The 12400-nt window shown below is 45.1% G+C and carries 9 protein-coding genes; 2 read left to right on the plus strand and 7 right to left on the minus strand.

The genetic code is table 11. The features are described 5' to 3' along the window. Nucleotides 1-122 precede the first annotated feature (122 nt). From E5S67_RS29100 to E5S67_RS29115, 4 genes are all read right to left on the minus strand, one after another. On the minus strand, nt 123-1064 hold the full coding sequence (locus tag E5S67_RS29100) for a hypothetical protein (RefSeq protein WP_172192558.1): 942 nt from the start codon (nt 1062-1064) through the stop codon (nt 123-125). Nucleotides 1065-1067: 3 nt separating this feature from the next. Continuing rightward, nucleotides 1068-2225 carry an AAA family ATPase gene (locus E5S67_RS29105; protein WP_172192560.1) on the minus strand — a complete coding sequence of 386 codons (1158 nt, stop codon included), beginning with the start codon at nt 2223-2225 and terminating at the stop codon, nt 1068-1070. Beyond that, the gene (locus E5S67_RS29110) at nt 2222-3376 is read right to left on the minus strand and encodes a GmrSD restriction endonuclease domain-containing protein (protein WP_172192562.1); all 1155 of its coding nucleotides are present in this window, start codon (nt 3374-3376) and stop codon (nt 2222-2224) included. The genes E5S67_RS29105 and E5S67_RS29110 overlap by 4 nt, the downstream gene beginning before the upstream one ends. Nucleotides 3377-3650: 274 nt before the next feature. Further along, a complete protein-coding gene (locus E5S67_RS29115) occupies nt 3651-5294 on the minus strand; it encodes a family 10 glycosylhydrolase (RefSeq protein WP_172192564.1) in 1644 nt (547 codons plus the stop codon). Nucleotides 5295-5300: 6 nt separating this feature from the next. On the opposite strand from E5S67_RS29115, the gene E5S67_RS32830 reads away from it, so the two are divergent. Further along, complete coding sequence (locus tag E5S67_RS32830) at nt 5301-5489, plus strand: hypothetical protein (protein WP_216670785.1); 189 nt, start codon at nt 5301-5303, stop codon at nt 5487-5489. Nucleotides 5490-5832: 343 nt separating this feature from the next. Here the strand turns inward: E5S67_RS32830 and psb27 are convergent, their stop codons facing one another. From psb27 to E5S67_RS29130, 3 genes are all read right to left on the minus strand, one after another. Further along, the gene (psb27, locus tag E5S67_RS29120) at nt 5833-6231 is read right to left on the minus strand and encodes a photosystem II protein Psb27 (protein WP_172192566.1); all 399 of its coding nucleotides are present in this window, start codon (nt 6229-6231) and stop codon (nt 5833-5835) included. Nucleotides 6232-6378: 147 nt separating this feature from the next. Next, nucleotides 6379-7611 (minus strand): DNA replication/repair protein RecF, encoded by a 1233-nt coding sequence (locus tag E5S67_RS29125; protein ID WP_172192568.1) that lies wholly within the window; start codon nt 7609-7611, stop codon nt 6379-6381. A gap of 305 nt (nt 7612-7916) precedes the next feature. After that, a complete protein-coding gene (locus E5S67_RS29130; RefSeq protein ID WP_172192570.1) occupies nt 7917-10739 on the minus strand; it encodes a cation-translocating P-type ATPase in 2823 nt (940 codons plus the stop codon). A gap of 324 nt (nt 10740-11063) precedes the next feature. On the opposite strand from E5S67_RS29130, the gene E5S67_RS29135 reads away from it, so the two are divergent. Continuing rightward, the gene (locus tag E5S67_RS29135) at nt 11064-12269 is read left to right on the plus strand and encodes an RNA-guided endonuclease InsQ/TnpB family protein (protein ID WP_172192572.1); all 1206 of its coding nucleotides are present in this window, start codon (nt 11064-11066) and stop codon (nt 12267-12269) included. Nucleotides 12270-12400: the final 131 nt, after the last annotated feature.

Genomic DNA, 12400 nt, shown 5'->3' on the forward strand with positions numbered 1-12400 from the left:
GTCATTTTTTTTACCTCATCTTTTTTCACAGTTTTACTAGCTTTTTCATTTGAGCCCTTTTTCATATATTTGCAAAAGTGAGATGCACCCAGCTTCCGCTAAAAGTCTGGCGAATCTTAAAATTATTTTATTTTGGGGCCAATATACCCAATGATTATCTTTCCTGGCCCTGATTCTGTGCAGAAATGGAGTCGCCAAGCTCCCGGTGTCATGCGGACGTGCAAACTGAAAATACGCTTTTCCCCGTCAAGACACTGAATATTTAGTTGCTCTTTAAACTCCTTAAGTCTTGACTCGCTCTCTGGAGATACCTTGCTAGGAAGATTATCCAAATTCAGCGCTCCGTCTGTCCAATTTTTGGATAATTCATCAAGCTCAAATAACTTTCTGACAACTTGTCGTAACATTTTCGGATCGACCAGGCTTTCTATCTGTTGGCTAACGCGATCGCAAAATTCCAGGCTGGAGAATAACTCAGCTCGACGTTTCCAAAGTTCCAAACCGTCAACGACCGCTGTTTGCTGACGTTTCTTAATCCAATCAGCGTGTTCGAGAACGTGGTTTTTCTGACTAGCATGAAGAACCTCTACACTTTCTTTTATTAGCTCTCCATTCTCATCAATTTGTATCAAATCTAAGTTGATGCGACTAGCATTCCACAGCAATTCTGAATGCAGACTAATGACTAATGTTTCAAGGTAGTAAGCAACTTTAAAGCTTTCGGATTGAATACCCTGTAAACTCAACTCACAACCAGGGTCTTCAACTTTTATTTTAATCTCTATATCTGGAATATCAACGGATAAAGGAGTCTTAGTTGCAAGCGTTCTCAAAAAAGTCCGCTCGTCTTTATTAACTTCAGGATCGTTACGCCAACGAGAAAGAGGATAGCTTTCAGCAAGAATAATAGCATGAAAATCTGCTTGGATGCGAATTCCCTTCAGCCCACAGCCTTTAGCTGCAACCATCGTCCTAATCAATTCTGACATCCATTGTCGTGCTGTAGAAATATCAGGAGCAAGAGTTCGCGCAGACAGTTCATTAAACACCATCTCCAAATCCATCGCTTATTCTCCTTCCACCGCAGGTTCCAACAAAATCTCCAAGCTGTTGTCCCACTCATCAAAAAAACCCTCCGGCCATTGATCAATTCGTCCGTTGCGATCGATTTTTGGCGATATTACCTCAGTCACAGCTTGTCTTTCTTTTTCTTTATTGTCACGGTGGAAGTAGTGCAACTGAACATCTTTCGGGTCAATTTTGCCTCCGTGAACCGCAAGGCGAATCCCATTTAAAACATGATCGCTGTGAGTTTCTATCACAACTTGAACCCCACCGCTAGCTGCCAAAGCTAACAATTCACCCATTTTAACTTGTCCTTTGGGATGGAGATGCGCTTCAGGATTTTCAATTAAAATGATTGTACCAGGTGTTGATGCAAGTGCCGCTACAATAATCGGTAAAGTGTAGCTAATTCCAAATCCCACATTAGTTGCCCGGTAAGGATTGCTATCTCCATAGGAATATTGAAAACTCATCAAATCGACATCTGATTTGGCATCAATTTTGAGTCGCGTACCCCGACTCACTTCTCCCATCCACGCCTCAACTTGGTCTATCAACTCCATTGAGTTTACTAAAGGTGCACCAGGTTGAGTCTTGGATTTTTTTACATTGGGATGGCTGAGACTACTATTAGGAATAGTCTCTCCCCCTTTAACAGAAAGGAAATGTGCAGTATATTCACCTCTGATACCGAGTTGACCGAGCTGTCGTACTTGGTAATCTGACATTTCATTAAATGGGCGCGGCCCAATCCGTTCTGCCTGAAGATAGTGAAAATTATTGCCAAAAAGATGTGATTTATACAATTCTGAGCTAACTGGTTCCGAGTCAATTTTCAACACATCTACCTCTTTGTCATATTTGAAACGCCATCTCCCCTCGCTGTTGTTTTCCCAAACAATATTAAAACCAATAAAGTCTTCTTTTGCTCCCTCAAAAAGTGCATCCTGAGCAGTACCAATATTTACGAAATCCCCATTAAGCGCCAACCCTTTTTCTGGCAATAAACCCTGTTGATAAGATTGTCGCAGTAGCAGCAGCGATTGCATAACAGAAGATTTACCAGTGCTGTTTAAACCTGAAAATAAAGTAAGCTTTTTGAAAGCTAATAACTGATTGGAAAACGGTTTGAAGTTAAGCAAGTGTAGTGAAGTAATCATGCCAGAACCTCCTGAATGATTTTTTCAATTATCCTAAATCTGTACTCAATCTTTTCCGCTGCTTGAGAGATAGAAATCAGAAACTCTCGATCGCTATCTACATAATTTATAAATTTTTCAATCAATTGCTCCTTGTGCTGCTTCAATATATCAAGTTGCTCCTCGCTAAGTAGACTCAGGTTAACTGACCAAACTTCAAACAATGCTTTATTAATGGGAAACATTTTTGTTTGGTGTTTGGAGATTTTACGGAAGGCATTTTTTCCAAAAATTTCCCATGCTGCAACCATAGCTTTTTTGAAATTATTTTCAATGTCTTGTAATTCATATTCAGACATATTATTAACTTTATATAAAGCTTTACTCAAAAATAAATTTCTTTTTTCTGAGTGTTCGTCTTGATAAGATGTAATATTAAATGCTAAAAAACCTAGTATAAATTCCCGATCGTCCATCCGCATTTTCCGCAAGTTACTTAGCTTTGTAACTTGCTTAAATTCATTAGATGTAGCAAGCTTAGCTAAAAATTTTGTTGCCTTACCGGGATTAAGAGCATGACGGAGTTCTTGAGGAGACATAGGAAGCCCCCCTGTATTGATTCGTTTAAAAATGTTATATTTGACTTCAGGAGGCGTACCTTTTTCAATCAAATAAACTGTCACCTGAGTCTCTTCAATTCGACGCTGGTATCGACGCTCTATTTCATCGTAAGTTTTGCCTTCAAAATTGTTCAGATATTCTAGTCCGTATAACCTCAGTGTTTTATCGCTCATAAATTGCTTGAGAGCAGATAGTCGCTGCAATCCATCGACAACCAACCATTTATCTTCATCAGTTGCATCTATATAAAACGCTGGCAATGGAATCCGAATCAAAATTGACTCTATCAGTCTGCTTTTAGCTTCATCCTTCCAGATATTTGCATGGCGTTGAAAGTCCGGTGCTAAGTCCAGGGCTGCCTCGTCGATTCTTCTTAATAGTTGCTCGATCGTCGGTTCTCTGGTACGAACATTAATTTTCTCGGGATCGTATATCAATTTATCTGTTTCATAAGTCTCGTCGCCGTTGTCTTCTTCTTGACTCCAATTGAAATCATCGCTCGCGGAATCTCGATCGAATACTTGCTCTGCTATTTCTGGCTGATTTACCACAGTAAATACTCCTATGTGTTAATCTGTATCTAACTATCTTAGCAAATAAGCTCCCTTTCAAAGGCGATCGCCAAAATTTCCCGACTTACAGTAACAGTCCTGGACGCACAAAATGGTTGAAGACCGTATTGGTAGAGGTAAGGTGCGCTTCGGCGCACCCTACAGATAGAGTCGGTGCGTCCAGGACTAAGTAAGAGCTTGTCCGATAGTTATCTACCTTCACAAATCCCGTTTCGTAAGGACGCAATCAGTCGCGTCCCTACAAATAATTGCACTACAATCGGCAAGTTTGCCGTGCCCTTTCATCCTCCGGTTCTTGCCACCCAAAAGCAAAATGGCTCACCGCATTAATTTGCGGCGTCGCAGAGCGAATTGCTCGCATTTGAATCTCCAAAGACGGCCGATTTTTTAGAGGTTTTCCCCAATCTCCAGCAATGGCAGGAATAATTTTTGCTCCCGCAGGCGCTAAACTCACTGTCCGCTGCACCTGCGGCACTATGCAGCTTACATCCCCGCAATTTCCGTAAGACATAGCGTGGAATTCCACAGCAGGCGGAAACTTGTCCCAAGGCTGCAATCTCGAATCAAATCCCCCTTGATTTATCGTTTGATTTGCGGTGGGAAAAAACACCGCTCCTACAGGAATTCCCATCCTTTGAGCTGGCTGAATTGCTATTCCCAAAAAATCTAAAATTCCTTGGACTGCGTGAGCCACGCTCAGTGTCCAGAGGTCTTTTTGCAGTATCCCGGTATCGGGAAGTGGCGCTGTCGGTTTTGGTGTTGGACGTGCAGCGTTGGGATTGTTAGTGGCGGGAGTTATTGAAGCCGATCTTGATACGGCATTCTCCCTTCTAGAAGCTGGATTTGCTATCGGTATCGGTCGCGGAGTTCGCCCCTGCCAAAGAGGTTCTTTCTCAGTTGGATACTGTTTGACTACTGCTTGAACGTCATTAGGATTGATAAATCCCTTAGTCAAATATCGCTGAATTAAATCTCGCCCTTGCTGATTGTTAGCCCGCTGCAAAAGAACTTGCTGCGATGCTGGGCCGTAAATCCACAAGTCTTGAACTTTGGTAGCAACTGAAGCAGGCCCGACGCCCCGTAGATAGCGAATGTAGTCGAATAGCATTCCTTGGGGCTGGCGCTTGACTATTTGATTTACTAACAAACTATAGTCTTGCCTCGCTTGCGGACTGTAGGGGTCGATAAAGGCTTGATTGCCCGGAACTTCTCCTAAGTCATCGTTAATTCCTGGGTCTTGAACTACTGTTAAAGTTGTCTGATTTTTACCGTTGATAGCGAGGGTTTGCTGTCTGTCAGAACGCTGAGAATAGGTATAGCCAAAGTTCATGGTAAATAACCAGGCGTATACTTTTAAACCTCGCTGTTTGCCTTTGGCGATCGCCTTTTCTAACAAGTCGTATTTCTCGTAACCGCGATTTCTCAAAACAGAAGGCCAAGCCGTAGGATTGTCTGCGACTGGTAGCAGCACTTGACCGTCATAAAATGTTTCTATATAGACTTGGTTGTAGCCTTTATTCACAACTTTGTCTAATACCCGATCGATTTCTCCGGGTCTGACATCGCAGGGATACAAACGCAGCCAAACTGCTTGGGTTTCGGGCCAAGTTTTTTGGCGGCATTCTGCTATTTCCCGCGCGTGTTTGCTCAAAACAGCAAAATATGCTTGCTGAGATTCGCGTTTTCCTGACAGGGCGGCGCGACGCAAGTCTTCTTTTTGATTTACCTGTTCTTTGGATAATTGGCAATAGGCTGATGTTTCGGCAAAAGCTGGTTGAGTTTCGATAAACGGCCAAACAAGCTGGCTGATGAAGCTACTGGTTAAAACAGCAGTTACCGCACTTAAAAAGCGTCGCTGGTGTTGAAAATTCGCGATGCGAGTTGGTGCAATTTTCATGGGAGAATGGAATGGGGTTTTCTGGTTTCAATAGGGTGGCGATCGCCTTTTTGCGATCGCGCTCAACAAGCAGCTACAAATTTTCTACTTTTTTCCGTTGACCTAGTTATGGCACAAGTCGATCGCACAATGCAAATTCTATCTGGCGGCTATTTAAATTCAATAAGGGCGGGCAAGATAAGACTCGGTGATTAAACCGCTGCTATGTTATACAAACTTTCCTCTGCCTAAGTGTTAGCGCGCAGGCACGCGCCTTCGCGAACTCAAAAATAAAGGGGGTAAAAAGCCCGAATTCGATAGTGTTGGCGCGCAGGCACGCGCCTTCGCGGACTCAAAAATAAAGGGGGTAAAAAGCCCGAATTCGATCTCATATCCAGTTCAATTTTTCAGTATGTTTTCACTAAATGCTGCTGAAAAAAGCGCCTGGGTACAGTGGGCGCTAAAAGCAGTTGATATTTCTACTAAAAATTGTTAACACTCAAATATCAAGGATGAAAGATGAATTATTAAAATTTATCCTTTATCCTAAATTGTGAGATTAAGATCCTCTGTTGAGAGCAGCTTCTACCTGCTGAAATTCTGCCTCAAGACGCTTTTTCAATTTTTCAGGAACAGGACGGTTGGGATAGGAACTGTAATGTCCTGCCAAAGAGTTTAATGCCGTGCGCATTGTCGTGAAAGATGCCAGCTTGGTAAGAGCGGGATCGCGGCGGTATGCAGCAAAAAAATCGTTGATACTTGTGCGAGCAGCGGCTTGGGCGGCTGCTTTTTCCGGCGCGCCCTCTGGTAAAGTGAGCGCTGTTCTCAAGCTGTTCACTAATGCTAATGTGTCTGTGCCATAATCTCCACTCAGAGTGGCCGGAACATTGGTACAGCCCGCTATGCCGATGACAACAACTAATACCAGAGCTAACAGACGGGAAATGTAATGCTTCATAAGGTTTAGAAAAATGGAAGCGAAAGCGGTAATCAAAATTAACCTTTATCCTATCTCGAATTGAGCTAATAATGCCAATTTTTCAATTTTTTTGTATCTTTACCATGAAACAGAAATTTTGTCAATCTAAAATCTAAAATCTAAAATCTAAAATCGATTGATTTGTCCAGCAACGACGGAGAGAATTTGGGTTTGTCGCAGCCACTGAGTGTCAAAAGCGCCTAAATGAGTCGTAGTAATCAGAGTTTGAAATCGTTCTTGAATTGTTTCTAAAAGTTGATTTTGGCGGCTGAGATCGAGTTCTGCAAGTACGTCGTCGAGCAACAGTAAAGGTGCTTCGCCGACGACTTCTTCAATAAGCTGCAATTCGGCTAATTTTAATGCTAATACCAGAGTTCGCTGCTGGCCTTGGGAGGCGTATTGACGAGCTGGGGTACTGTTAATTGTAAATGTAATATCGTCGCGGTGGGGGCCGACTAAAGTGGTTCCTTGAAACTGTTCTGCGATCGCCCTTTTTTGAATTTTCTCTAAAAATGCTTGCCGCACTCCTTCGAGATTCTCTTTAGCGATTAATTCCGCGCCTACTTCAATATTAGCATCGTATTTCACATCTAAAACTTCTGCTGAACCGCTAATTGAACCGTGCCAATTTCGAGCTAAAGGCATCAATCGCTCCAAAATTCGATCGCGCCTGCGGATGACCCGAGCGCCCGCTGTCGCCAACTGCGCGTCCCACAAAGCTAATTCTGACCTGGGAATTGGGAATTGAGAGTTGGGAATTGGTAAGTCTTCTTTATTTTCCGGTTCGGGACTTTCGGGTGCAAGAAATTGCATTTTGTCAAAACTTTCGGAAAATTCCGCTTTCCTGATTTCTTTAGAACGTTTCAACAGAGCGTTTCTCTGGCGCAAAATTTGGTTGTACTGCTGCAAAATGTGAGCGTAAATCGGTTCTAACTGGATGACTAGACGATCGATCCAATTGCGCCTTCCTTCGGGCCCGCCGCGCACTAAGTCCAAATCCAAACAAGAAAATTGCACTACATTTAAGACGCTCAAAAAGTCTAAATGGCGGCGCAGCGGTTCACCGTTGAGCTTCAGTGTCCGACGCGCCTGAGAGCGAAGAGTTAAAGCTAAGTCGATCGGTCCGGCTTGACGTTCGAGTGTAGCATCAATTTGCCCGCTCGGCTTTGAGTCGAGTATTAAATCGCGATCGCGCCCTACTCTGTGGCTTTTTAATGTAGAAAGTAACTCTACCGCTTCTAACAAGTTAGATTTTCCTTGAGCGTTATTTCCTACTAAAATGGTTTTGGGAGCGTCAAAGGCTACCTTTTGATCGAAGTAGTTCCGAAACTGCCGTAGGTGCAGCGTTTTCAAATACATAATATTAGTAATTGGTAATTGGTAATTAGTAATACAGTCATCGTAGGGTGAACGACCGGGCGCACCTTACAGGTTGGCAACCCATCGCCTTTACGATTGCGATTTTCGCCGAGCGTTGCGCTCGCAATCACATTATAACGAAGTAATAAATGTTTAATTGTGACACAATCTCTTTAGTTTTCATAGCGATTAATTTAGCTGTGAGCCAGGGGTTGAAACCCTGGCGTATGTGCTTGAGAATAGTGCCAAATGCGAACACTCTAGCTAATAATGAAACATCGCTCAGTATTCGTCAGTCGTTAACACTATTTTCTAGATTTGTAAAAGCGCAAGAACAGTTTTTCCATTTCAATCCAGACAAACATCAGGGCGCTGAAACCGAAGCAAACCATCAATTCAAACCCCGTTAAATAATGAGTGCCGAAAAATGCTCTCAGCGGCGGAACGTAAATCAGCATCAATTGCAGAATAGTAGTCACAATTACAGCCCCCCACACAAAAACGTTAGTGAAGGGATTTAACTCGATAGTTAGCTGAGTGTTAGACCGAATTGCGATCGCGTGACCCATTTGTGCCAAACAAAGAGTTGTAAACACCATTGTTTTCCAAGCCTCGGGATCTCCAACATGGTTGGGGTTGGTGGTATATCCGTAAGCCCAGGACATCATCGCGATCGTCAAAATTGCAAAAATAATCCCGATCCGAATCATGTAAGAACCCAAACCCCGCGCAAAAATACTTTCTCGCGGACTGAAAGGAGGCCTTTTCATCACGTTCGGTTCCCCCGGTTCCACAGCCAATGCCAAAGCGGGAACGCCATCTGTTACTAAGTTCATCCACAAAATTTGCAGCGGCGTCAGCGGCACTCCCCCCAAACCCATTAAAGGTGCGGCCGCAATTGTCAAAACTTCGCCGATGTTGCTGCCCAAAATGTATTTAATAAAGCGGCGAATATTGCTATAAACCACTCGCCCTTCTTCAGCGGCGGCGACAATAGTTGCGAAGTTGTCGTCGAGGAGCACCATATCGCTAGCTTCTTTGCTGACATCGGTGCCGGTAATCCCCATCGCGATGCCGATATCGGCTTGTTTCAAGGCGGGGGCGTCGTTAACTCCGTCGCCGGTCATTGCGACAAATTTGCCCCAACTTTGCAAAGCTTGGACAATGCGCAATTTGTGTTCGGGGGAGACGCGGGCGTAAACGCTAACCTGTTCGACTTGCTGTTTGAGTTCTTCTTGGCTGAGCTTTTCTAATTCTTGACCGGTGAGAACTCGATCGCCCTCTGTTGCAATACCTAAATCGTAAGCGATGGCTTTTGCTGTCAACTGGTGGTCTCCTGTAATCATCACCACCCGAATGCCTGCATCGCGGCACTTCCTCACTGCTTCCCGCACTTCCGGGCGCGGGGCGTCCAGCATACTGACGAGTCCCAGCCAAATCATGTCTTGTTCGCTGGTTTCCTCAGAACCTTCGGGCGGTATGTTTTCCCAGAGTTTGTACGCAAACCCGAGCACTCGCAAACCGCCGCTTGCCATGTTGTTGTTTTCCACGAGGATGCGATCGCGCATTTCCTGGGTTAAAGGTTGTACTCGATCGCCGACTATAATGCCTTTGCAGCGCTCCAAAGTCAACTCTGGAGAGCCTTTGGTCAGCATCAAATAATTCGGCTGCTGTCCTTGTGCTGCGGGAAATCCCGAATTTCCAGATCGGCCCGGCACTTCGCAAATTACGCTCATCCGTTTGCGTTCGGAAGAAAAAGGAAATTCCGCCGTCCGCGGCAGCAATTGAGACTGTTTTTCCTTATAAATGCCTGCTTTCCCCGCTACACACAGCAGAGCTCCTTCTGTGGGGTCGCCTAAAATCTGCCATTCTTGCTGTTCTTGTTGCAATACTGCGTCGTTGCAAACTGCACAGGCAATTAATAAAGATTCGAGTTCTGGATATTCCTCTAAATTATTAATTTTGGCCGATGTCAGGCGATCGGTAAAATCTCCGATCGGGGCATAGCCGTCGCCTGCGACGGCGACTGTGCAGTCGCCCGTAGACACTAGCTGAACTACCATTTTATTTTGAGTCAGAGTACCTGTTTTGTCAGAACAAATGGTAGTTACCGAGCCCAAAGTTTCTACTGCAGGCAGTTTGCGAATCAGGGCGTTTCGCTTCACCATCCGCCTAGTTCCGAGTGCCAGAGTAACTGTCACGACTGCTGCGAGTCCTTCGGGAACCACAGCCACAGCCATGCTCAGAGAAACTTCTAACAAATCTTCCCACCTGCTGGTATCGAACCCGAGGCTGCCGTTTTGGAAGGTAATCATGCCGCCGATGACGACAATTGCGACTAAGGTTAGGGCACCGGAGACTAGAACCTTTCCCAACTGATCCATCCGCTGTTGCAGGGGAGTCGGTTCGTTTTCTACTGACTGAAGCATGGCGGCAATTTTGCCCAGTTCAGTTTGCATTGCGGTGTTGGTGACGATCGCCTTTGCTCGTCCCTGAACAACTTCTGTGCCCTGAAAAATCAGGTTGAGTCGATCGCCCAAGGAAGCATCTTCTGGAAGTTCTAGCTCTGCTTGCTTGGTAACTGCTAGAGCTTCTCCCGTCAAAGCAGATTCTCGGACTTGCAGATTTGATGTTTCAATCAAGCGTGCGTCTGCTGCTATTTTTACCCCAGCCTCTAACAGCATCACATCTCCGGGTACAAGTTCCTTGGCTGCTATGTCGGAAGTTTTGCCGTCCCGCAGGACTCTGACTAGGGGGGAAGCAAGGTTTTTGAGGGCTGCGAGGGCTTTTTCAGCACTTTGCTCTTGGAAAAAGCCGAGAATGCCGTTGAGTATGACGATCGCAAAAATGGCGATCGCGTCTTTGGGAAAAGTATTTGACCTGATGTCCAAAAAAGCCGAAATCACGGCCACACCCATCAGCATCAACAACATGATGTTGGTGAACTGATCGACAAAAATCGACCACGGACTGCGGCCTCCTGTTTCTTCTAGTTCGTTGGGGCCGTATTGCTGCAAGCGTTCTGACACCTGTTGGCTGCTCAAGCCAGCGTCTTTGTTGCTGCTTAGCTGCTGGAGAGTTTGGTCAATTGCTACGGTGTGCCAAGAAGAGGGAGAATTTGAAGACATAAATTACGATCGGTCATGGGGCATAAAGGTGGTTGCGGCCGGACAGCTACAGCCGATCCATCTGGCTGATTACAGTAAGAAAGTTTTAAGTTTTGAGTTCTGAATAAAAAACTGTTTAACTTGGGATTGGTTTTGGGCGGTTCGATGCCGGGGAAGCAAAAAGCTTTTAACTTCATTGCGTCTGGCTGCTCGATCGCGCCGTTTGTAGACCTACCGCTGATAGCACTTATCCACCTTACCAAAAATAATGGGTTTAAAGCCCCGTCCTTCTAGGACGGCTTTCTTTAACGGTGGTATACTTACGCTAGTTATATCAGCGTAAGTATGCTTGTTTTTGAGGCAAAACTAGAGGGATTTGCACAGCAGTACGAGCGGCTCGATGAAGCCATTCGCACTGCTCGCTTTGTCCGCAATAGCTGCCTTAGATACTGGTTGGACAACAAGGGGATTGGTAAGTACGAGTTGAGCGCCTATTGCGCTGTTCTCGCCGCATTGTTCCCTTGGGCTGGCAAACTTAACTCCCAAGCTCGACAAGCTTGTGCTGAGCGGGCTTGGAGTTCTATCGCTCGGTTTTATGACAACTGCAAAAAAAACAAGCCCGGGAAGAAAGGCTTCCCACGCTTTAAGAAGCATCAAACACATGGCTCTGTTGAATATAAAACAACGGGCTGGAAGTTGTCGTTCGATAGACGAACTATCACCTTCACTGATGGGTTTGAAGCAGGAAGCTTCAAGATGTGGGGAACTCGTGACCTGCACTTCTACCAGTTGAAGCAGATTAAACGAGTGCGTGTTGTTCGTAGAGCTGATGGGTACTACGTTCAGTTTTGCCTTGACCAAGAACGGGTAGAGAAGAGAAAGCCAACGGGTAAGACTGTTGGACTGGATGTGGGATTGACTCACTTCTACACCGATTCGGACGGTCAAACAATCGAGAACCCCCGTCATCTGAGAAAGTCCGAGAAAGCGCTCAAGCGTCTTAGTCGTAAACTTTCTCGCACGACCAAAGGGTCGAAAAACAGAGCCAAAGCGAGAAATCGCCTCAGTCGAAAGCACCTCAAGGTAAGTAGGCAGCGTAAAGATTTTGCCGTGAAGTTAGCAAGATGCGTCATCCAGTCTAACGACTTGGTTGCCTATGAGGACTTGCAGGTGCGTAACATGGTTAGAAACAGAAAGCTGTCAAAGTCTATATCTGATGCTGCATGGTCGGCTTTCCGTCAATGGTTGGAATATTTTGGCAAAGTGTTTGGTGTGGTAACGGTTGCGGTACCACCGCACTACACTTCTCAAAACTGCTCCAACTGTGGGGAAGTCATGAAGAAGTCTTTGAGTCAAAGAACACATCGCTGTCATCATTGTGGTTTTGTACTAGACCGAGACTGGAATGCGGCAATTAACATACTTGAGTTAGCACTCCGTACCGTGGGACACATGGGAACGTTAAACGCCTCTGAAGACATCGACCTCTGCATTGGTGAGGTAACTCCTCAATGTAAGCCGAGTCGTGGAAAGAGGAAGCCCAAGAAGTGATTCTTGGAATCCCCGTGCGTTCACGCCGGGGAGGATGTCAATAAGACATCTCCAAAATAGTAACATTTTGTGGTACAAGAAGATCGTAAAGCTTTTTTGAGACAGAAACATGAGCGACATCCTGAATCATA

This window comes from Microcoleus asticus IPMA8, from assembly GCF_013179805.1.
GTDB lineage: Bacteria > Cyanobacteriota > Cyanobacteriia > Cyanobacteriales > Microcoleaceae > Microcoleus > Microcoleus asticus.